This is a genomic window from Promicromonospora noduliphila (genome assembly GCF_056951025.1).
In genome coordinates, this window is record NZ_CM167806.1 from 5,515,986 (window position 1) to 5,541,304 (window position 25,319).

Genomic DNA, 25,319 nt, shown 5'->3' on the forward strand with positions numbered 1-25,319 from the left:
CCCGCGTTTTCCACATGCCTGTGCACAGCAGGCCCGGCGCCCGCCCCGCCGCCGTCGGGCGCATGCCTACCGTCGGTGGACGACGCCGGACGGGCCGGCGCGCGGGAGGTGATGACCCATGCGGTTCGAGGTCGACAGCGACCAGGTGGAGCAGGCGAGCGCCGCGGTGGCGGGCTCGGTGGCGACGGTGCGCACGGAGGTGGGCGCGCTCATGCGCAACCTCGACGCGCTGCAGGCGACCTGGCAGGGGCCGGCCGCCGCGGCGTTCGGCGGCACGGTCGCGCAGTGGCGCGCCGCGCAGGCGCAGGTCGAGGGCGCACTGGACGCGATACAGGCGGCGCTGGCGGCCGCCGCCCGCACCTACGCGGAGGCGGAGGCTGCGGCGACGCGCATGTTCTCCTGAGCCGGGGGTGGCACGCATTTGCTCCTCCGAGCGAGCGGGGCCGCCCAGAACGGCCGACGCCGGCCGGTCCCCCTCCGTACGGAAGGTGACCGACCGGCGTCGGACAGGTACGCGGGCCGCGGCCCGCGCGGGTCAGGCCGGACTCAGAAGTCCATGCCGCCCATGCCACCGCTCGGGTCGCCGGCCGGGGCCGCCGGGGGCTCCGGCTTGTCAGCGACGACGGCCTCGGTGGTGAGGAACAGCGCGGCGATCGAGGCGGCGTTCTGCAGCGCGGAACGGGTCACCTTGACCGGGTCGTTCACGCCGGCGGCGAGCAGGTCCTCGTACGCACCGGTCGCGGCGTTCAGGCCCTGACCGGCGGGGAGGTTGCGCACCTTCTCCGCCACGACTCCACCCTCGAGGCCGGCGTTCACGGCGATCTGCTTGAGCGGGGCGTCGATCGCGGCACGCACGATCGAGGCACCCGTCGCCTCGTCACCCTCGAGGTCGAGCTTCGAGAACGCGACGGCACCGGCCTGGATGAGGGCCACGCCACCACCGGCGACGATGCCCTCCTCGACGGCGGCCTTCGCGTTGCGGACGGCGTCCTCGATGCGGTGCTTGCGCTCCTTGAGCTCCACCTCGGTGGCCGCGCCGGCCTTGATGACGGCCACGCCGCCGGCCAGCTTGGCGAGGCGCTCCTGCAGCTTCTCGCGGTCGTAGTCGGAGTCCGACTTCTCGATCTCGCCGCGGATCTGGTTCACGCGACCGGCGATGAGGTCGGCGTCGCCGGCCCCCTCGACGATGGTGGTCTCGTCCTTGGTGACGACGACCTTGCGCGCCTGGCCCAGCTCCTCGAGCGTGGCGTTCTCCAGCTTGAGGCCCACCGTCTCGGTGATGACCTGGCCGCCGGTCAGGATCGCGATGTCCTGCAGCATGGCCTTGCGGCGGTCGCCGAAGCCCGGGGCCTTGACGGCGACGGACTTGAAGGTGCCACGGATCTTGTTCAGCACCAGGGTCGCCAGGGCCTCGCCCTCGACGTCCTCGGCGATGATGAGGAGCGACTTGCCCGACTTCATGACCTGGTCGAGCAGCGGCAGCATGTCCTTGACGTTCGAGATCTTCGACTCGACGATCAGGACGTACGGGTCCTCGAGCACGGCCTCCTGGCGCTCGGGGTCCGTCTCGAAGTACCGGGCGAGGAAGCCCTTGTCGAAGCGCATGCCCTCGGTGAGCTCGAGCTCGAGGCCGAAGGTGTTCGACTCCTCGACGGTGATGACGCCTTCCTTGCCCACCTTGTCGAGGGCCTCGGCGATGAGCTCGCCGATCGCCGGGTCGCCGGCCGAGATGGCGGCCGTGGCAGCGATCTCTTCCTTGGTCTCGATCTCCTTGGCAGCGTTCAGGAGCTGCTCGGTGACCGCCTCGGTGGCCTTCTCGATGCCGCGCTTGACGGCGATCGGGTTGGCACCGGCGGCAACGACGCGCAGGCCCTCCTTGACGAGCGCCTGGGCGAGCACGGTGGCGGTGGTGGTGCCGTCACCCGCGACGTCGTCCGTCTTCTTGGCGACCTCCTTGACGAGCTCCGCACCGATCTTCTCGTACGGGTCGTCGAGCTCGATCTCCTTGGCGATGGAGACACCGTCGTTGGTGATCGTGGGGGCGCCCCACTTCTTGTCCAGAACGACGTTGCGACCCTTGGGGCCGAGCGTGACCTTCACCGTGTCGGCGAGCTGGTTGAGCCCGCGCTCCATGCTCCGACGAGCTTCCTCGTCGAAAGCGATGATCTTGGCCATGGGGATGAATCCTCCGCTGGTGGCGTTGTCCGGGCCGGCCGGTGCCCGCGACGGACGGCCTCCGACCCCGGCGATCATGTCTCGCCGCGACAGGAGGCCTCACCATTCGACCCTGCTGTCACTCTCGAACGGAGAGTGCTAAGACATTATTGGCACTCGGACCAGGAGAGTGCAAGGCGCGTACACCGCGGGCGAACGCCGCCCCGGCCTTTCCCGTGCGGCGATGCGAGCGGGTCGCCCGATGCCCGCCACCAAGCCCCGGGCAGGTCGCCCGGCGCCAGCCGGCAGGTCCCCGGCGCCGAGCCGGGCACGCCGCCCAGCGCCTACCCCGGCGCCAGGCCGGGCAGGTGCCGGACGTCGAACTCGCGCAGCAGCGCCCGGCGCGCGGCATGCCAGCCGCCCATGCCGTGCACCCCGGGCCCTGGCGGCGTCGACGCGGAGCAGAGGTACACCCCCTCGGCGACCTGGTAGGGGTCGGGCGCCATGGTGGGCCGCGCGATCATCTGCCACATCGTGGCGGCGGCCCCCGCGGAGATGTCCCCGCCCCGGTAGTTCTGGTTGTGCTCCTCCAGGCGCGCGGCGGGTATGCACCGCGAGCCGACGACGACGTCGCGGAACCCGGGCGCGAAGCGCTCGATCTGCCGCGTGACCGTCTCCGTGACGTCCTGCGTCGAGCCGGCCGGCACGTGCGCGTAGGTCCACAGGGGCCGCGCCGTACCGCGCACGCGCCGGGGGTCGGCGACGCCCGGGTCGCTGAGCAGCACCATCGGCCGGTCGGCGTGCAGCCCGTGCCCGACGGCGTCCTCCGCCACCACCATCTCGGCGCGCGTGCCGCCGACGTGCACGGTCGCAGCGCCCCCGACCTCTGGCACCTTCCAGGGCACCGGGCCGGACAGGACGAAGTCGACCTTGGCCACGCCGTTCCCGTGCCGGAACCTGCTCAGCAGCGCGCGGCGCACCGGGCCGATCCGGTCGTGCGCGATCCGGAGCAGGGTGCTGGGCGTGGTGTCGAAGAGGACCGCGCGGGCGGGCGGGAGGTCGGACCAGGTCTCGACCCTGCGGCCGGTCTCGATGGTGCCCCCGTGCGCCGTCAGGTCGCTGACCAAGGCGTTCGTGATGGCCTGCGAGCCGCCCACCGGGATGGCCCAGCCGCCGTCGGCGTGCGCGAGGGCGGCGAGGAGCAGGGCGGTGCCAGCCCCCGCGAGCGACGGGAGGGGCGTGATGTTGTGGGCGGCGACGCCGGTGAGCAGCGCCTTGGCCGCCTCGGTGCGGAACCGGCGGTCCCAGCGCGGGCCGCCCTGCTCGACGAGCGCCCTGGCGAACCTCAGGCCTGGCCGGACCGCCGCCGTGAGCCCCGACGCCGGCCGCGCGCGGCGCCCCGGGCTGCCGGCACCTTCCAGCATCCCGCGCACGGTCCGCTTGTCCCCCAGGGCGAGCGCGGTCACCTGGCGCCAGTCGGCGGCGAGCGGGCCGATCAGGTCGCGCCAGGCGGCGCCGTCCGGCCCGAGGCGGTCGGCGGTCAGCTCTAGGTCGCGGAAGGCGAGGGCGGCGCGGCCGTCGTGGAACGGCTGGGCGTAGGCGATGTCTGGCGCGACGAGCTCGACGCCGTGCGCCGGGAGGTCGAAGGCCCGGAAGAAGGGCGACGCCCAGGCCATGGGGTGCACGGCGGAGCACAGGTCGAAGACCAGGTCGTCGTCGAGCTCGGGAACCGGCAGGGTGCGCGCACCACCGCCGACCGTCGGCTGGGCCTCCAGGACCTGGACTCCCAGGCCCGCCCGGGCGAGCGTCACCGCGGCTGCCAGGCCGTTCGGCCCGGAGCCCACCACCACCGCGTCGAGGAGGGTCACCCCCTCATCGAATCATGCTGCCCGGCACCTGGCGTGTCCCTGGGGGAGAGACGAACGAGCAGCCGCGGTACGGGGCGGCTGCGCGTCGCGCATGGCGAGCACCGAAGTCGTGGGCGTCGGACGTCGTCGGCCGACACCGGTCGTCATCGACCGTGCAGATCGGACGCCAGGGTCTGGGTCCCGGCATCCTCGGGGGGCGCGGGCGACGGGCGGGCCCTTCCCACCCGTCGTCCCATCGATCAGAGCGGGCGAACCTGCTCTGCCTGCGGACCCTTCTGCCCCTGCCCCACCTCGTACTCGACTTCCTGACCCTCATCGAGGGACCGGTAACCGTCGGTCTGGATCGCACTGTAGTGAACAAAAAGGTCCTGGCCGCCGGCAGTCGGGGTAATAAACCCATACCCCTTCTCGGCGTTGAACCACTTGACGGTGCCCTGGGCCATGCGTAGTTCTCCTTGTACCTCTGCACGGGCCACTCGGTCGACCCGTGGTGGTTCGAGCCTAGTGGTCCGGCTCACACCAGGGAACCCTTAATGCCCGCTATGTGGCATTCAGCGGTCGGCGAACGCCCAGGTCAGAGGCCTAAACAACGACTCGTGCAGGTGGATATCCACCTGGTGGTACGGCTTGACTAGACCAGCCGACCCCTACTTTCGCCGTGACGACGAGCACGTGAAACCGCCGTGTGCATCGAACAGAACGCAAACATGCGCCACAAGAAGTAGCGTTGACGCCCGCGTCAAGAACCTCCCCGGGCGTCAACGCCTAGCCTCAGCCATCACCTCGACCGGGTGCGGTTAGATGTCTAGATGTCACCCACGACTTGGCAGCTGCCGCTGTCGCCGCCGAAGAACCTCGTCCTGCTGGCGGTAGCGGGGCCGTAGAGACCATCGACCGTCAGGCTGTGGTAACGCTGGATGTTTCGCACCGCACCTGCGGTCTCGTTCCCGTACACCCCATCCCGTACCAGGTTGGTCGCACCGCTCGGCAGCCCTCCCGGGTACCTGCTCGCATAGCACTGGTTGTACGTGAGCTGGATTGCCCGAGTCGCAGCGTAAGTGTAGTGATCACCGTTCTGGTAGCACTGGTTGGTGCCGGATGGCGCCCCAGACGGGATGTACAGCGGCATCCCTTCGATGCCCCCTGACGCCGTGTTGCAGTAGTAGACGGCCGTTACGCCGGCGTCAACGACCTCCGCCTGGGCCGGCGCAGCCGCCAGCGCTCCACCCACCAGTAGCGTGATCGAAGCGACCGCCGCCGCCAGATACCGCTTGAAGCTCCCGATCATCAACAACTCCCTCGTGACAAGCGCCAGGCAATACAACACCTCGCGCCACCAGGGGGCGCTCATGCGAACGCCCTCACCACGAGTCTGTGTCGACTCGGACAAATCGGTCAAGCGTTACATAGGGCGAAACTCGGGCGAGAACCCGGCTCTTCAGCTCCGATTCAATCAACCGGCGGGCGGCGTGGTCAGGATCACCCAGACACCTTCTGTCGCATGGTTCGCGACGTCCTGTGACTCCTGTACGTTTGCGGCAGTGACACCGAGGGCCTGCGCGATCGCCGTCGCCGTGTCAGCCCGGTCCGGTCCGTACAGGACGGTGTTCTGCGCGTACGCACCCGGCTGCGGCCCCGTTGGATCATCACCGATGGTGAGTGGGTGCATCTCGCCTGTGAAACCGGCCGCCTGGAGATTCGTCTGCGCGACTTTGGCCATTCCGTCGCCGGCCCCGTCGTTGTAGATCCCGATCACAGTGTCGGTCAGGTTCGCGAGATTCGGGTCGCCCGGATATGACGCCTCCTCAGGGGCCGAGGGAGACGCGCTCGGCGACGCGGGTGCAGAAGCGCTCGGCGACGCAGGAGCCGAGGCCGACGCCGAAGGGGACCCGTTACCCGACGCCTCTGCCGGATCGTCGTCTCCGCCGGAGAGAAGCGTGATGCCGCCCCACGCCACGGCGGCGCAGACGACGGCAACCAGCAGGAACGGCCAGGCCGAGCTCCAACCGCTGCGCGGTGCACGGTGCACACCCACAGGTGCGCCCCCGGGGACAGCGACGTCGAACTCGTCGGGGGGGTAGGGGTAGCCACTCTTCGTCACGGCAGAGAGAGTAGCGGGTCGTTGTGACGGATCGGTGCCTTCTCAGTGGTACTCATCGGCCAGTCGTCGCGCGGAACGCGCTCGCTGCCGGGTCGACCGGACCCTGCGCAGGCGCTTGACCAGCGCCGGATCGTGCTCAAGGGCCGCAGGAGAATCGATCAGCGCGTTGAGAACCTGGTAATAGCGCGTCGCGGTCAGGCCGAACAGCTCCCGTGCCGCCTCCTCCTTCGCACCGGCGTATTTCCACCAGCGGCGCTCGAACGCGAGGATCTCGCGGTCGCGGTCCGAGAGCCCGCTCTCGACACCGGCGCCCGCGACAGCGGGGGTGCCGGTGCCGGTAACAAGGATCTCGCTCATAGGGTCACGCTATTTCCGAAGTACATGCCTGTCATTCACCTGTGCCTTTTCACGTTGTCTGCACGCCGGTCCTTTCGCCGACGCAGGGCTCGGCCCGCCGGCGTTACGGCAGGCGCCAGTCCACCGGCTGCGCGCCCTGCTGCTCGAGCAGCGCGTTGGCCCGCGAGAAGGGCCGCGACCCGAAGAACCCGCTGCGCGCCGACAGCGGCGACGGGTGCGCGCTCTCGACGATCGGGACCTGGCCGAGCCACGGCTTCAGGTTGCGCGCCTTCGCGCCCCACAGGATGGCCACCAGCGGCCCGCCCCGGGTCACCAGCGCACGGATCGCCGCCTCGGTGACCTCCTCCCAGCCCTTGCCGGCATGCGAGTCGGACGATCCGGGACGGCAGGTCAGCGTCCTGTTGAGCAGCATGACCCCCTGGTCCGCCCAGGGCCGCAGGTCGCCGTTCGACGGGAGCGGCACCCCGAGGTCGTCCTGCAGCTCCTGATAGATGTTGGCCAGCGACCGCGGCACGGGCCGCACGTCCGGCTGCACGGAGAACGACAGGCCCATGGCGTGTCCCGGCGTCGGGTACGGGTCCTGCCCCACGATGAGCACGCGCACGTCCGCGAGCGGCCGCTTGAACGCCGCGAGCACATTCTCCCCCGCCGGGACGTAGGTGCGCCCCTGGGCGACCTCGGCACGCAGGAAGTCGCCCATCGCATGGATGCGCGGCTCGACGTCGACCAGCGCCTCGGCCCAGTCCGGCGCGATGACCTGCGACAACGGGGGCGGACCGGACGGGGTGTCGGCGTCGACGGGGGATGTCGGGTTCACGGTGGTCTCCACACCCAGGAGGTTACCGGCAGCCACCGACACTGACAGGCTGTGCTGCCCGTCACACCTCTGCTCTCCGCGAGTATCAGGAACAAGGCGAGACAATGAGCGCCGTGAGCGAGACGACTACCCCGGAACCGGAAGGCCACACCACCGACCTCCCCACGACTCCCGTCCGCTGGACGCGGTACATCGCGATGGGCGACTCCTTCACGGAGGGCCTGTGGGACCCGTACCCCGACGCCCCGGACGTCCAGCGCGGCTGGGCCGACAACCTCGCCGCCGCGCTCTCCGCGCGCCGCATAGCGGCCGGCGACACCCCGCTCGAGTACGCGAACCTCGCGATCCGGGGCCGCAAGCTGCGCCCGATCGTCGCGGAACAGCTCGGCGTCGCGATCGACGCCCGGCCGGACCTCGTCTCGCTGGTCGCCGGCGGCAACGACATCCTGCGGGCCACCGCCGACATCGACGCGATCTCAGCAGCGCTGGAGGACGCCGTCGTCGCGCTCCGCGCCACCGGCGCCGACGTGCTGATGGGTACCGGCTTCAAGGCGGGCGGCACGCTGAGCTGGACCAACGGCCGGGTGGGCGTCTTCAACGCGAACATCTGGTCCATCGCCCGCCGCCACGGCGCGCACGTCCTGGACCTGTGGGGCATGCGGTCGCTGGCCGACCTACGCCTCTGGTCCGGCGACCGCATCCACCTCACCCCCGAGGGGCACCAGCGCGTGACGAACGCGGCCCTGGTCGCGCTGGGCCTGGAACCGGACGAGCCCGCCTACGACGTCCCGCTCGACGCGGCCCTGCCCGCCGCCTTCCGCGAGACGGCCCGCGCCAACGCGGCCTGGATGCGGCACCACGTGGGCCCGTGGGTCAGGCGCCGTCTGACCGGCACCTCCAGCGGCGACGGACGCTCCGCCAAGTGGCCGGCGCCGGAGGTGTGGCCGCGCGCATGACGCCGCCGTCGGCCCTACACTTTCGAGGGTGAATCTCACAGGCTCCCCGGTGCTCGCGCCGGGGAGCCTGTGACGTCTTCGCGGCCGTTCGCCGGCGCGTAACTTAACCTTCTAGATGGTACAGTTACTCCATGACGATGAGCCCTCCGCTCGGTGCCGAGACGCGCGTGCTCGGCCCCAGGCGGCGCTGGACGCTCCTGGTGACCGTAGGCACCGGGCTGCTGCTGATCACGCTGGACAACTCGATCCTCTACACGGCGCTGCCCACCCTCACGCGCGAGCTCGAAGCGAGCTGGACCGAGAGCCTGTGGATCATCAACGCCTACCCCCTGGTGATGACCGGGCTCCTGCTCGGCTCCGGCACCCTGGGCGACCGGTTCGGGCACCGGCTCATGTTCCTGGCCGGCCTGGTGGTGTTCGGGCTCGCGTCCGTCCTGGCGGCGACGGCGCCCACGCCGGAGGTGCTGATCGCGGCGCGCGGCCTGCTCGCCGTCGGCGCTGCGGCGATGATGCCGGCCACGCTGGCCCTGATCCGGGTGAGCTTCACCGACGAGCGTGAGCGCAACATCGCCATCAGCGTGTGGGGCAGCCTCTCGGTGGTCGGCGGCGCGCTCGGGCCGATCGTCGGCGGCGCGCTGCTGGAGCACTTCACGTGGGGCTCGATCTTCCTGATCAACGTGCCGGTGGTGCTCGTGGCCGTGATCCTCGGCCTCGCCGTGGCCCCGGCGGACGACCCGCACCCCAGCGCCCGGTGGGACTTCATCTCCTCCGTGCAGGCCCTGATCACCCTGGTCGGGCTGGTGGTCCTGATCAAGGAGGTCGTCAAGATCGACCGGTCCGGGACCGTTCTGCTCGCGTCCGCGCTGGCCACCGTCGTCGGGTGGTGGGTCTTCGTGCGCCGTCAGCGGCGCCTGCCCTTCCCGCTGCTCGACCTGTCGATCTTCCGCAACGCCGCGTTCGCCTCCGGGGTGCTGGCGGCGGTGTTCGCCATGTTCGCCATGGGCGGCCTGCAGCTCGCCACCACCCAGCGCTTCCAGCTCGTGGCCGGGTTCACTCCGCTCGAGTCGGGCATGCTGGTGGCCGCCGTCGCCGTCGGATCGCTGCCCTCCTCGCTGCTGGGCGGTGCCTTCCTGCACGTCGTGGGGCTGCGGGTGCTGATAGGCGGCGGGCTGGCCGTCGGCGCCGTCGGCGTGGCGGGAACCCTGTACGCCGTCCCGCACGGCATGGGCTGGCTGCTCGGCGGCCTGCTCGTCACGGGGTTCGGGCTGGGCGCGGCGATGTCCGTGGCCTCGACGGCGATCATCGGGAACGCGCCGGCCCGGCGGGCCGGCATGGCCTCCTCCGTGGAGGAGGTCTCGTACGAGTTCGGCAGCCTGGCCGCCGTCGCGCTGCTCGGTTCCCTGCTCACCACGGTCTACACGGCAACCATCCGTCTTCCCGACGGCGCGCCCGCCGAGGCAGGCCGGTCCATGACCGACGCCCTGGCCGCTCCCGGCGCGGGTCCTGAGGTTCTCGACGCCGCGTTCCTGGCGTTCGGGAACAGCTACTCCACGGTCATGCTGGTCTGCGCCGGGGTGCTGGTGCTCGGCGCCGTCGTCACCACGGCGCTGCTGCGGGCCTACGGACCCGGGTCGGCATCCTCCGCCTACGGCTCCGGCCACTGAACCCGACGCACCCACGCTGGAGGCCTTGTGCGACCGAGCAACCGCACCCGAATCCTCGATGCCGCCGTGCGCGTCATCCAGCGCGAGGGCGTCACCGCCGTCACCTTCGACTCGGTGGCCGCCGAGGCGGAGCTGACCCGGGGCGGGATCATGTACCACTTCCCGTCCCGTGAGGGCCTGCTCGTCGCGATCCACCAGCACCTGGCCGACCAGTGGGAGGCCTCGCTCGTCGCGGAGGCGGGTAAGTCCGCCGACCAGCTCTCCCCCGACGAGCGGCTGGCCGCCTACATCCGCACCAACGCGCAGGCGGCGACCCGGGCCGAGCTGCAGCTCATGCTCGAGGCGGCCACCCGCCCGGAGTGGGCGGCGCCATGGAGCACCGTCCTGGAGCGGTGGGCACCCGTGCCCGCCGACGCCGAGGCCAACCCCGCCTCGATGACCCGGTTCGTGGCCCGGCTCGCTGCCGACGGGCTGTGGATGTACGAGTCGCTCGCCTACAAGGCCCTGCCCGAGGCGCAGCGGCACGCCGTCGCGGAGCATCTGGCGCGGGTGGTCGCGGGCTGAGGCCGGCCGGGAATGCACGACGGGCCGGCACCAGGACGGTGCCGGCCCGTTGTGACCTGTGGAGCCGCCTGTCGGGTTCGAACCGACGACCTTCCGCTTACAAGGCGGGAGCTCTACCAGCTGAGCTAAGGCGGCGGGCGGGGAACAGCCTAACGGTTCCCGCTGGCGGATTCCGAGTTGCGGACCGCGAGCCCGCGGAACACGGTGGGGTCCCGGACCGCAGCCCGGGACCCCACCGTCGCAAGCTCGGTACTACTCGGACGGCTCCGTGGAAGGCTCCTCGGACGGCTCCGTCGAGGGCGCCTCGCCCGTGATCGCCTCGGTCAGCGCACCGGGGGTCTGCCAGCCCTCGAACCGCTCGCCGTCGATCAGCACGGTCGGCGTCCCGAACCCGCCCTGGGAGTTGAACAGGGACTCGTCGCTGGTCGCCGCGTCCGTGGAGGCCGCAACCCACTCCTCGTAGGTCTCCATGGCCTGACCGTCGCTGATGCCCGCCGCCACGTCCGCCGGCACGCCGGCCTGCTCCGCGACCTGCGCGATCTGCTCGTCGGACAGGCCGGCCGTCTGCTCGGCCGGCTGGCTCGCGAACAGCGCGTCGTGGAACGCGGAGAACTGCTCGGGCGCCCGGTCCGCCACCCATGCGGCGGCCGACGCCGCACGCGTCGAGTACTGGGTGCCCTGCGACACGCGGTCGAGGATCGAGACAGGGTGCACCACCAGCGTGATGTCACCGGCCTCACGCATCTCGGCGATGCTCGCGCTGTTCGTCTGCTCGAACTGGCCGCAGATGGGGCACATGTAGTCCACGTAGACGTCGAGCGTGGTCGCGCCCTCGTTCGAGGTGCCGGCGACGCCGTCGGCCCCCACGGGGATACCCGTGTCCTCGACCACACCCGCCGGGACGTTGTCGACCCGCTCCATGGGGGTCTTCTGACCCTCGGTGAGGATCAGCACGACCGCCACGATCAGGCCGATGACGGCGAGCCCGAGCAGGCTCAGCACGATCACACGGTTGCGCCTCTCGCTCGCCTGCTGCTTCTTCTGGAGTGCGAGCGCCTCGGCGCGGGCGGCGTCACGGCGCTGCGCCTTGGTCTGGTTCGTCGACATCGGGGTCCTTCGAGATGCGGGCCAATGGGGGCGAGGCGCTTCTGGCGCCCAGCGAAAGACTACAAGCGCTCGCTGAGAAGCCGCTGAATGTTTCGTTACGATCCAAAAGTCCGACCCGGACGCGTGACCGGCGAAAGGGTCACCACGTCACCGCCGGCCGCTCGCCCAGCGGCCACCACAGCACGTCCACCGAGCCACTGAGCAGAGGCAGGGCCGCGACCAGCGCGAGCGCCAGCACGATGAGGGTGACGACGACCTTCCGCCCCGTCGTGGGAGCGATCCGCCGCAGCAGCGGCCCGGCTCCGACCCGCGTCCCGTACGACGCCGGTCCCCACCACGACACGACCACGGTCACCAGCATCGCGACGCCGAGGACAAGGCTGTCGATGATCGGCTGGTTCATCCCGCCCACCGACCGCGCCTCGACCGTCTCGATCGGGGCGACGATCACGTTGCCCGGCGCGAACACCATCAGCCCGAGCAGCACCACGATCACGCCGGCACAGATCCCGACGGCCGCGGCGGGCAGCACGCCGAACACGGCGCGCACCAGGTGCCACGGCGACAGGAGGGTCGCGACGAGCGCGTCGGCGCGGCTGGGCCCGCGCCGGGCGCGGCGGCTGCGGAACTCGTCGACGGTGATCCCGACCAGGCGGGTCACGATCAGCAGGGCCACCAGCACGGCGACGGCGACGCCCGGCCAGGTCGCGGCGAACGCCACCAGTGCGAGGGTGGCCGCGGTGAACAGCCCCCGGTAGCCGGTCACGCGCGCGGGATTCGGCTGCTCCAGGCCGAAGGCCGGTGCGCCCGACGCCGGACGCGGCGTGCCGACCGCGCGGCCCGTCACCGACCGTCCCCGGGGCGGGGCGGCTACGGAGGCCAGGTCCCGCACGCCACCGACCGGGGCCTTCGCGGCGACCGCCGCCCCAGCGGCCGCCCCGACGCCGGCCCCGCCGGCCGCGGCGGAGACCGGCCGCCGGTTGGGCAGCACACCCTGCGGCATGACCCGCGTCGAGCCGACGTCGGCCGACGTCGCCGTGGCCCGCGGGTCACCGGGCATGGCGCCGGACGTGTCGAGGACCGTCTTCTCCGCGTCGTCCTCGCCCGTCGTCGCGGCGACGAACGCGTCAGACTCGGCCTTGAGCGCCCTGGCGACCTCGTCGGGCCCCCAGCGCTCTGCGGGCAACGCACGCAGCGCGGCGCCGAGCGCCCGCCCGGTACGCGGCGGCAGCCCGTCGAGGTCGGCCTGGCCCTGCCGCGAGCGCCGCAGCACCAGCTCGGTGGGCCGTACGCCGAACGGTGCGCGGCCCGTCCCGGAGAACGCGAGCACGGCCGCCCAGGACCACCAGTCGGTGTCCGGGCCGGGCTCGGCGCCGCCCAGCAGCTCTGGCGCGAGGTAGCCGGGGGTGCCCATGACGTACCCGGTCCGGGTCGCCCTGGCGTCGCCGGGGCCCTGCGCGAGCCCGAAGTCGATCAGGACCGGGCCGGTTCGCGCGATGAGGACGTTCGACGGCGTGAGGTCGCGGTGCACCACACCGCTGCCGTGCACGGCCTCGAGGGCGTCGGCGAGCTGGTCGGCGAGCTCGAAGAGGTCGCGGGGGTCGAGGGGCCCGCGCTCGTCGATCTCCTCCTCGAGCGTCGGACCCTCGACGAGCTCGGTGACGATGAACGCGTCCGGCCCGTCGAGCTCGGCGTCCAGCACGCGGGCGACGGCCGGGTGCCGCAGGCCCTGCAGCGCCGTGGCCTCGCGGCGCAGCCGCTCGCGGGCCGCCGGGTCGTCGAGGTGGCGGTGCAGCATCTTCAGGGCCACGGCGTTCCCGCCGTCGTCCCTGGCGCGGTAGACGGCGCCCATGGCGCCCGAGGCGATCTCCCGCACGACCGTGTACCCGCCGAGCTTGGAGCCGGCCGCCGGGCCTGCGCCGTCCGGGGGCGCTATCGACGCCTCCACCTCCTCCATGAGGCACACCGTAGTCGTCGCGGACGGCCGATGCCCGCCAACATTCCGCCCCTGACCAGCACCTGGACAGGGATTCACCCGATCGCCACACAGCCTCGTTACCCTGAGCAGGAAAGAGACCTCGATACTCTTGGCACCGCACAGCGAGACTCATACAAAACCAAGGAGCAGTACATTGCCGGGTAAAGACGGGTACGATCTGGTCGTCGTCGCGAACCGGCTCCCGGTCGACTTCTCGGTCGGCCCAGAGGGCGACCTCACCTGGCAGAGGTCGCCCGGCGGACTGGTCACGGCGCTCGAACCGGTGATGCGGGACGCCGACGGCGCCTGGGTGGGCTGGTCCGGCGCCCCTGACCTGGCGCACGAGCCCTTCGAGGCCGACGGCATGCTGCTCGTCCCGGTCACGCTCAGCGCCGTCGAGATCGAGCGCTACTACGAGGGCTTCTCCAACGCCACTCTCTGGCCGCTGTACCACGACGTCATCGCCCCGCCCGCCTACCACCGGCAGTGGTGGGACGCGTACCGCCGGGTCAACCAGCGCTTCGCCGACGCGGCAGCGGAGCAGGCGGCGGAGGGCGCCGTCGTCTGGGTGCACGACTACCAGCTCCAGCTCGTCCCGCGCATGCTGCGCGACCAGCGGCCGGACCTGCGTATCGGGTTCTTCGACCACATCCCGTTCCCGCCGGTCGAGCTGTTCGCGCAGCTCCCGTGGCGGCGGCAGATCATCGACGGCCTGCTCGGCGCGGACCTGGTGGGCTTCCAGCGCAACGGCGACGCCGCGAACTTCGTGCGCTCGGCACGCCGCCTCACCGGCTACACCACGCGCGGCCCCGTCATCACCATCCCCGACGCCGACGGGCGCCCCGGCCGGCACGTGCGCGCGTCGTCATTCCCGATCTCGATCGACTCGCGCCGGTTCGACACCCTGGCCCGCACGCCGGAGGTGCAGGCCCGCGCCAAGGAGATCAAGGCCGACCTCGGCAACCCGGACATCCTGATGCTCGGCGTCGACCGGCTCGACTACACCAAGGGCATCCGCCACCGCATCAAGGCGTACGGCGAGCTGCTCGACGACGGCAGGCTCGACGTCGAGCACCACACCCTGGTGCAGGTGGCGAGCCCCAGCCGCGAGAACGTCGGCGCCTACCAGGACCTCCGCGAGCACGTGGAGGTGCTCGTGGGCCGGATCAACGGCGAGTACGGCGAGCTGGGCCACTCCGCGATCCACTACCTGCACCACTCCTACCCGCCCGAGGAGATGGCCGCGCTCTACCTCGCGGCCGACGTGCTGCTGGTGACCTCCCTGCGCGACGGCATGAACCTGGTCGCCAAGGAGTACATCGCCGCCCGCTCCGACGACCGCGGCGCGCTGGTGCTGAGCGAGTTCACCGGCGCGGCCGACGAGCTCTCCCCCGGCCCGCTGCTGGTCAACCCGCACGACATCGACGGCATGAAGGACATCATCGTGGCCGCGGCGACCATGGACCCGCGGGAGCAGCGCCGCCGTATGCGGCGCCTGCGCCGCAAGGTCCTCGCCGACGACGTCGCCAAGTGGTCGGAGACCTTCCTCGGGGTGCTCACGTCCGTGCCGCCGCGGCCGCTCAGCGTGGACCCGCGCTCGACCGAACCCCGCCACCACAACCTCAGGGACGCTCTGACGGCGTTCACCACGGTGCCGGACGAGCCCGCCGCGAAGGGCCGGCGCGCCCGCATGGGCAACGGGAACGGCCGCCGCAGGAAGCCGACCACCGGCTGGCTGCTCGCCACCGACTTCGACGGGACCCTTGCCCCGCTCGTGGACGACCCCAAGTCGTCCACCATGACGCGGGCCGCGCGCACCGCCGTCGAGCAGCTCCACGCGGTCGCCCAGGAGGCGCCCGTGCGCCTCGCGTTCGTCTCCGGGCGCGACCTCTCCGACCTCGCAGAGCGCACCGTCGCCCCGGAGGGCACGTTCCTCGTGGGCAGCCACGGCGCGGAGGCCGGGCGGGCCACGACCACCGGCGTCGAGCAGGTGCCGTTCCAGCTCACCACGTCCCAGTCCGGCCAGCTCGACGCGCTGGTCGCGGGCTTCGAGTCGGCGGTGTCGGGCCGTGAGGGCGCGTGGGTGCAGGTCAAGCCCGCCGCCGCCGTCGTGCACACGCGCCTGGCGAGCGTGGACGACGCCGCTGCCATCACCGTTGCCGCCGACGAGGTGGCCGCCAACCTCGGCCTGCCGGCCATGCACGGCAAGGACGTGGTCGAGGTGTCCGTCGTGACCACCAGCAAGGGCGAGGCGCTGCGCCGCCTGCGGGGCACCGTCGCCGCCGAGCTGGGGGTGGAGCGGGTCCGCGTGCTGTACGCGGGCGACGACACCACGGACGAGCACGCCTTCAGCGCGCTGGAGTCCGGCGACCTGTCGATCAAGGTGGGCACGGGAGACACGCTCGCGTCCCACCGCGTGCCCGACCCCGACGCGCTCGCCGCCGTCCTGTCCGGCCTCGCGCGCGATCTGCGCGGCGAGGGCTGACCCGGACGTGACCCGGTCGATACCGCCGCCTTGACCAACCGGGGTACGATCGCGCTGCAACAGTGTCACCGCCGACACGCGAGTGGAAGCAACGGCACCCGACCACAACGGATCGTCCGGCACGTACCTGCCGGTGGAGGGATGTTTTCTCATGGCTACGGTCACTTTCGACCACGCGACGCGCATCTACCCGGGCACGGAGCGCCCGGCCGTCGACCAGCTCAACCTGGAGATCGAGGACGGCGAGTTCCTCGTCCTCGTCGGCCCGTCCGGCTGCGGTAAGTCCACGTCCCTGCGCATGCTCGCGGGTCTCGAGGACGTCAACGGTGGGCACATCTTCATCGGCGACCGCGACGTCACCGACGTGCAGCCCAAGGACCGCGACATCGCGATGGTCTTCCAGAACTACGCGCTCTACCCGCACATGTCGGTGGCGGACAACATGGGCTTCGCCCTGAAGATCGCGGGCACCCCGAAGGCGGAGATCCGCCAGCGGGTCGAGGAGGCCGCGAAGATTCTCGACCTGACCGAGTACCTCGACCGCAAGCCGAAGGCCCTCTCGGGTGGTCAGCGCCAGCGTGTCGCCATGGGCCGCGCCATCGTACGCCAGCCCCAGGTGTTCCTCATGGACGAGCCGCTGTCGAACCTCGACGCCAAGCTCCGCGTCCAGACCCGTACGCAGATCGCGTCGCTGCAGCGCCGCCTGGGCGTCACCACGGTCTACGTGACCCACGACCAGACCGAGGCCCTCACGATGGGTGACCGCATCGCGGTCCTCAACGCTGGCATCCTGCAGCAGGTCGGCACCCCGCGCGAGATGTACGACCGCCCGAACAACGTGTTCGTCGCCGGCTTCATCGGCTCCCCCGCCATGAACATCGGCACGTTCGACGTCAAGGAGGGCCACGTCAAGGTCGGCTCGGCGGAGGTCCCGCTCGACCGGTCCATCGCGAGCAGCATCAGCGAGGCCGACGGCGGCAAGGTCACCCTGGGCTTCCGTCCCGAGGCGCTCGACGTCGTCCCCACCGGCACCGCCGGCTCGTTCGAGGTCGAGGTCAACCTCGTCGAGGAGCTCGGCTCGGACGCGTTCGTCTACGGCTCGCTCAAGGGCGACGCCGCCGACGTCGACCTGTCCGCCGGCGACACCAACCAGGTCATCGTGCGCATCGACCCGCGCACCGTGCCGGACAAGGGCGACGTCATCTCGGTCGCCATCCAGGCCGGCCACTCGCACGTGTTCTCCGCGACCACGGGTGAGCGCCTCGGCTGAGCCGAGGCGTGACGGCGGGCCCGGCCGCCACCAGCGCCAGGGCCCGCTCCCCCGGCTCGCCGGGGAACGGTGACCTCCTCGGGGTGTGCTGCCCGGCGTAGACGATGTCTGCTCCGAGCAGCACACCCCGCAGGCCTTTCACGACTCCGCCCGGCGGAACCCGCCTGCCCGGCCGAGCAGCCGGCCCAGCGCACGAGCGGCCGGCCCAGCGCAGAATGGTCCCCATGCCTCAGCAGAACCTCCAGATCACCGCGGTCGCACCCGACCCAGCGCTGCTGGACCTCCCGTGGGACGTGCCGCTGGCCGACTGGCCCGAGGCCGTCCTGGCCGCCCTGCCCCAGGGCATCTCGCGGCACGTGGTCCGCTTCGTCAACCACGGCGGCCGCGTGATCGCGATCAAGGAGATCGGCGAGAGCGTCGCCTACCGCGAGTACGAGCTGCTCCGCCAGCTCCACCGCATCGAGGTGCCCTCCGTGGTCCCCGTCGGCGTCATCACGGGCCGCAGGGCGCCCGACGGCGAACGGCTCGAGGCCGTGCTCATCACCGAGCACCTGCCGTTCTCCCTGCCCTACCGCGCGCTGTTCAGCCAGGACCTGCGGCCGGACACGGCGACGCGCCTGATCGACGCCCTCGCGGTGCTCCTGGTGCGCCTGCACCTCGTCGGCTTCTACTGGGGCGACGTCTCGCTGTCGAACACCCTGTTCCGGCGCGACGCCGAGACGTTCGCCGCCTACCTGGTCGACGCCGAGACCGGCGACATGCACCGCCAGCTCACCGACGGCCAGCGCAACTACGACGTCGACCTGGCGCGCACCAACATCATCGGCGAGCTCATGGACCTCGCCGCGGGCGAGCTGCTCGACGAGGACGTCGACGAGCTGGCCATCGGCGACGCCCTCGTGGAGCGCTACCAGGAGCTCTGGGCCGCCCTCACCGTCTCGGAGGCGTTCGACTCCGGGGACCGCTGGCGCGTCGCCGCCCGCATCGAACGGCTCAACGACCTCGGCTTCGACGTGGGCGAGCTCGAGATCACCACGGACATCGACGGCACCAAGGTGCGCATCCAGCCCAAGGTGGTCGACGCCGGGCACCACTCGCGCCGGCTGCTGCGCCTCACGGGGCTGGACGTCCAGGAGAACCAGGCGCGCCGCCTGCTCAACGACCTCGACGGCTACCGCGCGGCGACCGACCGGCAGAACGATCAGGAGCAGATCGTGGCGCACGCCTGGGTCCGCCAGGTCTTCCGCCCCACGATCGACGCCGTGCCGCGCGAGCTGCGCCGCAAGCTGGAGCCGGCGCAGCTCTTCCACGAGATCCTCGACCACCGCTGGTTCATCTCGCAGCAGGCGCAGCGGGACATCCCGCTGCCCGAGGCCGCCGAGTCCTACGTGGAGAACGTGCTGCGGCACCGCCCCGACGAGGACGCCGTGCTCGGTCTCGCCCCCGGCGAGGCGGCCGAGCTGGAGCCCGAGGCCGAGCCCGCGTCCGAGGCTTAGCTCGCGGCCGAGCGCTGCTTCGCCACCTCGTACAGCGTGATTCCCGCGGCCACCGCGGCGTTCAGGGACTCCGTCGTAGCCGCGATCGGGATCGACACGATCGCGTCGCACGCGTCGCGCACCAGGCGGGACAGGCCCTTGCCCTCCGAGCCCACGACCAGCACGAGCGGGTCGGTCGCGTACGCGAGCTCGCCCACCGACATGTCGCCGCCCGCGTCGAGGCCCACCACGAAGCAGCCCGCCTTCTTCAGCTCGGCGAGCTCGCGGGCCAGGTTGGTCGCGCGCGCCACGGGCACGCGCGCCGCCGCCCCCGCCGACACCTTCCAGGCCGACGCCGTCACGCCCGCCGCGCGCCGCTCCGGCACCAGCACGCCGTGCGCGCCGAACGCCCCGCCGGACCGCAGCACCGCGCCGAGGTTGCGCGGGTCCGTGATGTTGTCGAGCGCCACGATCAGCGGCGGCTCCCCTGCCTCGGCCGCGGCGTCGAGCAGGTCGTCGGCGTCCTTGTAGTCGTAGGGCGGCACCTTCATGGCGACGCCCTGGTGCACCGCGCCGTCGGTGATCCGGTCCAGGTCGAGGCGGGACGCCTCGAACAAGGGGTGGCTGCGCGCGTGCGCGATCTCCAGGATCTCCTGGGTGCGGTCGTCCGACTCCAGACGTGCGGCCAGGTAGATGCCCTCGACGGGCATCTCGGCCCGCAGGGCCTCCAGCACGGAGTTGCGGCCGGCGACCACCTCGGTCGCGCCCGCGCCCTTCCGGCCGGCGCCGCGCCCGCCCGGGCTGCCAGGACGGCGCCCGCCGGCCGCCGCCTTCCGCTCGGCGGCCACCTTGCGCTGGTGCGCCGGGTGGTAGACCCGGTCCTCGGCCTTGGGGGTCGGTCCCTTGCCGCGCAGCGCCTTGCGGCTGTGCCCGCCGGTGCCGACCTGGGGGCCCTTCTTGGAGCCGGCCTTGCGCACCGCACCGGCGCGCTTCGAGTTGCCTGCCATCGTGTGTCTCGTCTCTCAGGGAAAGTCAGGAGAGCACCCAGCGGGCGCCGTCGGCGGAGTCCTGGACCTCGATGCCGGCGGCCGCGAGGCGGTCCCGGATCGCGTCAGAGGTGGCCCAGTCCTTCGCGGCGCGCGCCTCCGCGCGGGCTGCGAGCTCCGCCGCGACGAGCGCGTCCAGCGCCGTCGCATACCGGTCGTCGGACGACGTCGACCACTGCGGGTCCGCCGGGTCCAGGCCCAGCACGTCGAGCATCGCCCGCACCGCCACCAGCTCGTCGCGCACCGCCGCGTCGCTCCCGGACGCGAGGGCCGTGTTGCCGGCCCGCAGGTGCTCGTGCACGACGGCGAGCGCCTGCGGCACGTTCAGGTCGTCGTCCATCGCGACGGCGAAGGCCTCGGGAAGCTCGGCCTTGGCCACCTCCTCGGCCGGGACCTCCCCTACCCGCTCCGCCGCGCGTGTGACGAAGCCGGACAGGCGCTCCCACGTGGTGCGCGCCTCGTCGAGGGTGTCGGGGCCCCACTCCAGCATCGACCGGTACTGCACGGCGGCCAATGCGTAGCGCACGACCGGCGCGGGCGCCCGGGTCAGCAGCTCGCTGACCAGCAGGCCGTTGCCCAGCGACTTCGACATCTTCACGCCGGACTGCGTGACCCACGCGACGTGCATCCAGCGCTGCGCGAACCCGTAGCCCGCCGCCCGCGACTGCGCCTGCTCGTTCTCGTGGTGCGGGAACCGCAGGTCGAGGCCGCCGCCGTGGATGTCGAACGTCTCGCCCAGGTAGCGCCGGGCCATCGCAGAGCACTCCAGGTGCCAGCCGGGGCGGCCCCGGCCGTAGGGCGTGTCCCACGACGCCGTCTCCGGCTCGCCGGGCTTCGCGGCCTTCCACAGCGCGAAGTCGTGCGGGTTCCGCTTGGCCTGGCTCGCCGCCGAGCCCGCAGCCTCCGTGCCCTCCTCCGGGCTGAGGTCCTCGACCTTCTGCCGGGTCAGCTCGCCGTAGGCGGGCCAGGAGTGGACGTCGAACCACACGTTGCCCTCGCCCGTGCTGTAGGCGTGGCCCTTCTCGACCAGCCGCTCCATGAGCGCGACCATCTCGGGCACGCTGCCCGTGGCGCGCGGCTCGTAGGTGGGCGGGATGATGCCGAGCGCGTCGTACGCCTGGGTGAACACCCGCTCGTACAGCGCGGCGTGCGCCCACCACTCGCGGCCGGCGGCGGCCGACTTGGCCAGCACCTTGTCGTCGATGTCGGTGACGTTCCGGATCAGGGTGACCTTCAGGCCGCGCCGGGTGAGCCAGCGGCGGAGCACGTCGAACGCGACCGCCGGGCGCAGGTGGCCGACGTGCGGAGGTGCCTGCACCGTGGCGCCACACAGGTAGATGCCGACCTCGCCCGGGGTGATGGGGGTGAAGTCGCGCACCTCGCGCGTGGCGGTGTCATACAGGCGAAGAGTCACCTGTCAAGGGTACCGGCGTCCACACGCCCTTTTCCTGCTCGACGGCGCCGGCAACGACCGCCGGGATCAGGCGGCCTCGTCGGCGAGCAGGCGCGCCACGTGCTCGTGCCCGCGCACCTCGTAGCCGACGACCGTCACCACGGGGGCGAGCATGACCAGGAGCAGCGACCAGGACATGTGGAACCCGGCGGCCGCCGTGGCGACCGCCGCGACGAGGACGGCGACGGTCCCGGCGACCAGGAGCATGTGCAGCCGGTCGAACGACCGGGTCAGCACCCAGAACAGGGTGTAGTCGGCCAGCACGGCCACGAGCACCGGCACGGCGACGGCCAGCACCGTCCCGACAGCGCCGATGTGGGCATCCCCCGCCAGGTAGTAGGCCGCCACGTGCAGGCCAGCCCCGACGCCCGCCAGGCCCGCGAAGACCACGACGTTCCCGTACCCCCAGACCCAGGACCGTTCGCGGTGCCGGTGCAGCATCTCCGCGTCGGGGGTGAGGTAGTAGGTCCACCACAGCCCGAACGTGAGGCCGGTGCCGGCGAGCGCCACGAGGGCGGCGTCGAGCGTCCAGCCGGACTCCTGCGTGACGGCGGACAGCGTCGCGACAGTGCCGATCACGCCCTCACCGAGCGTGATGATGGCGAGCAGCCCGTACCGCTCTGCGATGTGGTGCGGGTGCCACGGGGTGCTCCGCCGGCCGGGCTCGTCGGCGCGCAGCCGCTCGGACCGGTACGGGCCGGCCATCTCCGCCACGCCCAGCAGCACACCGCCCACGAAGAACACCGGCACGCTCACGGGCGCGACCGCGAGGACGATCCACCCGATCTGCGTGAGGACGAGCGTGCGCACGTACCCCATGCAGGTCGCCCGGTACTCGGGCGCCTGCCTGGCGGCACGCAGCCACTGCACGAGCATGGCCAGCCGCATCACGACGTACCCGGCCACCATGACCTCGTTGTGCACGCGGTCGCCCTCGACGAGGGACTCGAACATCTCCGGCAGGCCGAGCGCCAGCACCACCACGCCGATCATCTGGACCATCGTGGTGACGCGGTAGAACCAGTCGTCGGTGTCGAAGGCCGAGGCGAACCACGTGAAGTTGATCCACGCCCAGCAGATGGCGAACATTGAGAACGCGAACCCGACGACGCCCGCGCCGACGTGGCCGTCGGCCACCAGGTGGGCGCCCTGCTCCGCGGCCACGCCGAACCCGACGACGAACGCCAGGTCGAACAGGAGCTCCAGCGGGGTCGCCGTGCGCGACGGCTCGTGAGGGTCCCTGCCGGTCATCGGCCGGTGGCGGTGGTGCATCGCTGGCATCGTGGGCATGGCCTTGTTCTACCCGATGGCCCGCGTGTCGCCTACCCGAAGTTCTTGCCCTCACCCCGGTAGGTGGGCACCGTCTCGACGACCTCGGCGCCCCGGACGAGGTGCACCTGGTCGAACCGCTCCATCATCTCCCCCGCCTTGGCGTGCCGGAGCCAGACCCGGTCCCCGGTGCGCAGGCCGCCGTCGGGTGCGGACCCGCGGGTGGCGCGCAGCGGCGTCTGGACCTCCCCGGCGCCCTCCGGGCCGCTCAGCGTGTAGCCGGGCGTGAACAGGCGCGGCAGCCGCGCCGGCCCCGCCTGGCCCGACGCCGCGTACCCGCCGGCGAACGCCGTCACCCAGCCGGGGGCCGGCTCGCGCACGACGTCCAGGCCGAAGAACGCGGCCGGACGCGCCTGGAACGAGCGGTAGCCGTCGAACAGGCCGGGCGCGTACAGGCCGGAGCCGGACGTCACCTCGGTGACCCCTGGCGCGCTGCCGCTCACCTCGATCGACCCGGTGCCGCCCGCGTTGACGAGCTCCACCTCCTGGCCGACGGCGTCGCGCACCGCCGCGAGGATCCGCACCCGGCGCTCGTTCACCTCCCGCATCGTGAGGCGCTTGACCAGCCGGACGGCCGGGCTCGTGTCGGGCAGGCCGGCCACCTGGGCCTCGTAGAACATGAGGCCGCGCACCGCCAGGCCCTTGGCCTGGGCCACCGTCGCCAGGGCGGCGACGTCGCCGGGCGCGCGCAGGGGCGAGCGGCGCACCCCGAGGTGCGCGGTCAGCGACCCGACGCCGACACGCAGCGAGCAGTCCACGTCGAGGCAGACCTTGACCGGGTCGCCGCTCGCCGTGCCCGCCGCCCCGCCGACCAGGTCCTCGGCGTCTGCGATGAGGCCGAGGTGTGCCACGGAGTCGACCATCAGCGTGATCTCGGTGCGGGCGGCGGGGTCGGCCACGAGAGTGGCCAGCGCCTCCCTGTCGACCGTCGGATAGCCGACCAGCACGTCGTGCACACCCTGTTCGACCAGCCACAACGCCTCGCGCAGCGAGTACGCCATGACGCCCGTGAAGCCGTGCCCGAGCGCCCGCTCGACCAGCGAGCGCACGCGCACCGACTTCGACGCGACGCGGACCGGCACGCCGTCGGCCCGCTTGAGGAGGTCGAGCGCGTTCGTGTCGAACACGTCCAGGTCCACGACGGCGACGGGCGCCGGCAAGCCGGACGTGGCGGCGGACAGCCGCGCGGCGGTGTCTGCTGCGGAGGTCATGTCCGAACGCTACCGCCAGGACCCGGCGTATGGCAGGGGCCGCCGGGCGAACCGGACCCTAGTTCGTGGCGTGGGCGCATGGGATAGTGCTCCGGTGATCTGGACGAACTGGGCACGTACCGTGACCGCGACGCCCGCCCGGCAGGAGCAGCCGACCTCGGAGGACGAGCTGTGCGACGCCGTGCGCCGCGCCGTCAAGGAGGGGCACACGGTCCGCGCGGTGGGCGCCGGCCACTCGTTCGCGCCGGCCGCCGCCACCGAGGGCGTGCAGCTCAACCTGGACCGCCTCAGCGCCCTGCACCGCGTCGAGCGCGACCCCGACACGGGCCACGCCCTGGTCACGGTGGGCGCCGGCATGCGGCTGCACCAGCTCAACCGGATCCTGGCCGAGCGCGGGCTCGCCATGCAGAACCTCGGCGACATCGACCAGCAGTCGGTCGCCGGCGCCGTCTCGACGGGCACGCACGGCACGGGCGCCCGGTTCGGCGGCCTCGCCACCCGCGTGCGCGCCCTGACCGTCGTCGGGCCCGACGGCGAGGTCACGCGCGCCACGCCCACCGAGAACCACGACCTGTTCGAGGCCTCCCGCCTCGGCCTCGGCGCCACCGGCGTGCTGAGCACCGTCACCATCGAGGCGGTCCCGGCCTTCGACCTGCACGCGGTCGAGGACGTCCGGCCGCTGGACCGGGTGTTCGAGGAGCTCGACCACCTCGTCGACGGGACCGACCACTTCGAGTTCTTCTGGTTCCCCACCGCGCGCCACGTCCAGACCCTCAGCAACACCCGGATCGAGTCGAGCGCCGACGTCGGCGGGCCTACCGGCGTGGGGCAGCGGCTGCGCCGGGCCGCGGGCGCCGCGCGCACCTTCGTCGACGAGGAGGTGCTGTCGAACACCGGGCTCGAGCTGGTCAACCGGACGGCCACCCTGCTGCCCTCCGCGACGCCGTCGCTCAACGCCTTCGCCGCGCGGGCCCTGCGCCCCCGGTCGTACCGCGCGCCGTCGTACGAGGTGTTCTGCACCAGGCGCCGCGTGCGGTTCCGCGAGACGGAGTACGCGGTGCCACGCGCCGTCGTGGTCGACGTGCTCAAGGAGATCGACCGCTGGCTGCGCGCCACCGGGGAGAACGTCCCGTTCCCGATGGAGATCCGCTTCGCCCCCGCCGACGACGTCTGGCTCTCCACCGCGTACGGGCGCGACACCGCGTACGTCGCCGTGCAGCAGTACTGGCGCCTGCCGCACGCGCGCTACTTCGACGCCGCCGAGCAGATCTTCGGGGCCGTGGGCGGACGCCCGCACTGGGGCAAGATGCACACGCGCGACGCCGACTACCTGGCCGGCCAGTACCGGCGCTACCCGGACTTCCGCCGGGCGCGCCAGGCGGCCGACCCGGAGGGTGTGTTCGCCAACCCCTACACGGAGCGCGTGTTCGGCTGAGCCGGCACCGGCTCCGTGACGGGCGGCGGCTCCGGCACGGCCGAGCCGG

At 72.2% G+C, this 25,319-nt stretch carries 21 protein-coding genes and 1 tRNA gene; 8 read left to right on the plus strand and 14 right to left on the minus strand.

From position 1 onward, the window contains the following. Nucleotides 1-118 precede the first annotated feature (118 nt). Nucleotides 119-403: a WXG100 family type VII secretion target gene (locus tag AC0QU1_RS24005; protein WP_483573008.1), complete on the plus strand. Its 285-nt coding sequence runs from the start codon at nt 119-121 to the stop codon at nt 401-403. Nucleotides 404-546: 143 nt separating this feature from the next. On the opposite strand, the gene groL is transcribed toward AC0QU1_RS24005, so the two are convergent. From groL to AC0QU1_RS24040, 7 genes are all read right to left on the minus strand, one after another. Continuing rightward, nucleotides 547-2,175 (minus strand): chaperonin GroEL, encoded by a 1,629-nt coding sequence (gene groL / locus AC0QU1_RS24010; protein WP_483573009.1) that lies wholly within the window; start codon nt 2,173-2,175, stop codon nt 547-549. A 323-nt stretch (nt 2,176-2,498) separates the two neighbouring features. Further along, nucleotides 2,499-4,022 (minus strand): phytoene desaturase family protein, encoded by a 1,524-nt coding sequence (locus AC0QU1_RS24015; protein WP_483573011.1) that lies wholly within the window; start codon nt 4,020-4,022, stop codon nt 2,499-2,501. A gap of 239 nt (nt 4,023-4,261) precedes the next feature. Further along, nucleotides 4,262-4,465, minus strand: coding sequence for a cold-shock protein (locus AC0QU1_RS24020; RefSeq protein ID WP_454860229.1), 204 nt, complete (start codon nt 4,463-4,465; stop codon nt 4,262-4,264). 362 nt (nt 4,466-4,827) lie between these two features. Next, nucleotides 4,828-5,373 (minus strand): peptidoglycan-binding domain-containing protein, encoded by a 546-nt coding sequence (locus tag AC0QU1_RS24025; protein ID WP_483573013.1) that lies wholly within the window; start codon nt 5,371-5,373, stop codon nt 4,828-4,830. Between the two features lie 102 nt (nt 5,374-5,475). Beyond that, nucleotides 5,476-6,123, minus strand: a complete 648-nt coding sequence (locus AC0QU1_RS24030) for a LytR C-terminal domain-containing protein (protein ID WP_483573015.1) — start codon at nt 6,121-6,123, stop codon at nt 5,476-5,478. Between the two features lie 42 nt (nt 6,124-6,165). Continuing rightward, the gene (locus tag AC0QU1_RS24035) at nt 6,166-6,480 is read right to left on the minus strand and encodes a DUF3263 domain-containing protein (RefSeq protein WP_483573017.1); all 315 of its coding nucleotides are present in this window, start codon (nt 6,478-6,480) and stop codon (nt 6,166-6,168) included. Between the two features lie 103 nt (nt 6,481-6,583). Beyond that, nucleotides 6,584-7,246, minus strand: a complete 663-nt coding sequence (locus tag AC0QU1_RS24040; protein ID WP_483576797.1) for a uracil-DNA glycosylase — start codon at nt 7,244-7,246, stop codon at nt 6,584-6,586. A gap of 155 nt (nt 7,247-7,401) precedes the next feature. Here AC0QU1_RS24040 and AC0QU1_RS24045 point away from each other — a divergent pair, with 155 nt between their 5' ends. From AC0QU1_RS24045 to AC0QU1_RS24055, 3 genes are all read left to right on the plus strand, one after another. Then, nucleotides 7,402-8,253, plus strand: a complete 852-nt coding sequence (locus AC0QU1_RS24045; RefSeq protein ID WP_483573019.1) for an SGNH/GDSL hydrolase family protein — start codon at nt 7,402-7,404, stop codon at nt 8,251-8,253. Between the two features lie 131 nt (nt 8,254-8,384). After that, nucleotides 8,385-9,917 (plus strand): MFS transporter, encoded by a 1,533-nt coding sequence (locus AC0QU1_RS24050; RefSeq protein WP_483573021.1) that lies wholly within the window; start codon nt 8,385-8,387, stop codon nt 9,915-9,917. Nucleotides 9,918-9,944: 27 nt separating this feature from the next. Then, nucleotides 9,945-10,481, plus strand: a complete 537-nt coding sequence (locus tag AC0QU1_RS24055) for a TetR/AcrR family transcriptional regulator (protein ID WP_483573022.1) — start codon at nt 9,945-9,947, stop codon at nt 10,479-10,481. 59 nt (nt 10,482-10,540) lie between these two features. Here AC0QU1_RS24055 and AC0QU1_RS24060 read toward each other — a convergent pair. The 3 genes from AC0QU1_RS24060 to AC0QU1_RS24070 form a co-directional block, all read right to left on the minus strand. Further along, nucleotides 10,541-10,616: transfer RNA gene (locus AC0QU1_RS24060), tRNA-Thr, on the minus strand. A gap of 117 nt (nt 10,617-10,733) precedes the next feature. Continuing rightward, nucleotides 10,734-11,588 carry a DsbA family protein gene (locus tag AC0QU1_RS24065; RefSeq protein ID WP_483573024.1) on the minus strand — a complete coding sequence of 285 codons (855 nt, stop codon included), beginning with the start codon at nt 11,586-11,588 and terminating at the stop codon, nt 10,734-10,736. Between the two features lie 139 nt (nt 11,589-11,727). Continuing rightward, nucleotides 11,728-13,545: a serine/threonine-protein kinase gene (locus AC0QU1_RS24070; protein ID WP_483573025.1), complete on the minus strand. Its 1,818-nt coding sequence runs from the start codon at nt 13,543-13,545 to the stop codon at nt 11,728-11,730. Between the two features lie 175 nt (nt 13,546-13,720). On the opposite strand from AC0QU1_RS24070, the gene otsB reads away from it, so the two are divergent. The 3 genes from otsB to AC0QU1_RS24085 all read left to right on the plus strand — a co-directional run bounded on the left by otsB (nt 13,721) and on the right by AC0QU1_RS24085 (nt 18,817). Further along, a complete protein-coding gene (gene otsB, locus AC0QU1_RS24075) occupies nt 13,721-16,051 on the plus strand; it encodes a trehalose-phosphatase (RefSeq protein WP_483573026.1) in 2,331 nt (776 codons plus the stop codon). A 151-nt stretch (nt 16,052-16,202) separates the two neighbouring features. Continuing rightward, entirely contained in the window at nt 16,203-17,321 is a 1,119-nt protein-coding gene (locus AC0QU1_RS24080; protein ID WP_483573027.1) for an ABC transporter ATP-binding protein, read from the plus strand. 215 nt (nt 17,322-17,536) lie between these two features. Further along, nucleotides 17,537-18,817 carry a DUF4032 domain-containing protein gene (locus AC0QU1_RS24085; RefSeq protein ID WP_483573028.1) on the plus strand — a complete coding sequence of 427 codons (1,281 nt, stop codon included), beginning with the start codon at nt 17,537-17,539 and terminating at the stop codon, nt 18,815-18,817. Here the strand turns inward: AC0QU1_RS24085 and rlmB are convergent. From rlmB to AC0QU1_RS24105, 4 genes are all read right to left on the minus strand, one after another. After that, nucleotides 18,814-19,803: a 23S rRNA (guanosine(2251)-2'-O)-methyltransferase RlmB gene (rlmB, locus tag AC0QU1_RS24090; RefSeq protein WP_483573029.1), complete on the minus strand. Its 990-nt coding sequence runs from the start codon at nt 19,801-19,803 to the stop codon at nt 18,814-18,816. The two genes, AC0QU1_RS24085 and rlmB, sit on opposite strands and share 4 nt — an antisense overlap. 25 nt (nt 19,804-19,828) lie before the next feature. Next, a complete protein-coding gene (gene cysS / locus AC0QU1_RS24095; RefSeq protein WP_483573030.1) occupies nt 19,829-21,256 on the minus strand; it encodes a cysteine--tRNA ligase in 1,428 nt (475 codons plus the stop codon). A gap of 66 nt (nt 21,257-21,322) precedes the next feature. Then, nucleotides 21,323-22,585 carry a low temperature requirement protein A gene (locus AC0QU1_RS24100; protein WP_483573031.1) on the minus strand — a complete coding sequence of 421 codons (1,263 nt, stop codon included), beginning with the start codon at nt 22,583-22,585 and terminating at the stop codon, nt 21,323-21,325. A 32-nt stretch (nt 22,586-22,617) separates the two neighbouring features. Further along, a complete protein-coding gene (locus tag AC0QU1_RS24105) occupies nt 22,618-23,835 on the minus strand; it encodes an alanine racemase (protein WP_483573033.1) in 1,218 nt (405 codons plus the stop codon). Nucleotides 23,836-23,929: 94 nt separating this feature from the next. Here AC0QU1_RS24105 and AC0QU1_RS24110 point away from each other — a divergent pair, with 94 nt between their 5' ends. After that, entirely contained in the window at nt 23,930-25,270 is a 1,341-nt protein-coding gene (locus AC0QU1_RS24110) for a D-arabinono-1,4-lactone oxidase (protein WP_483573034.1), read from the plus strand. The last annotated feature ends 49 nt before the right edge of the window (nt 25,271-25,319 follow it).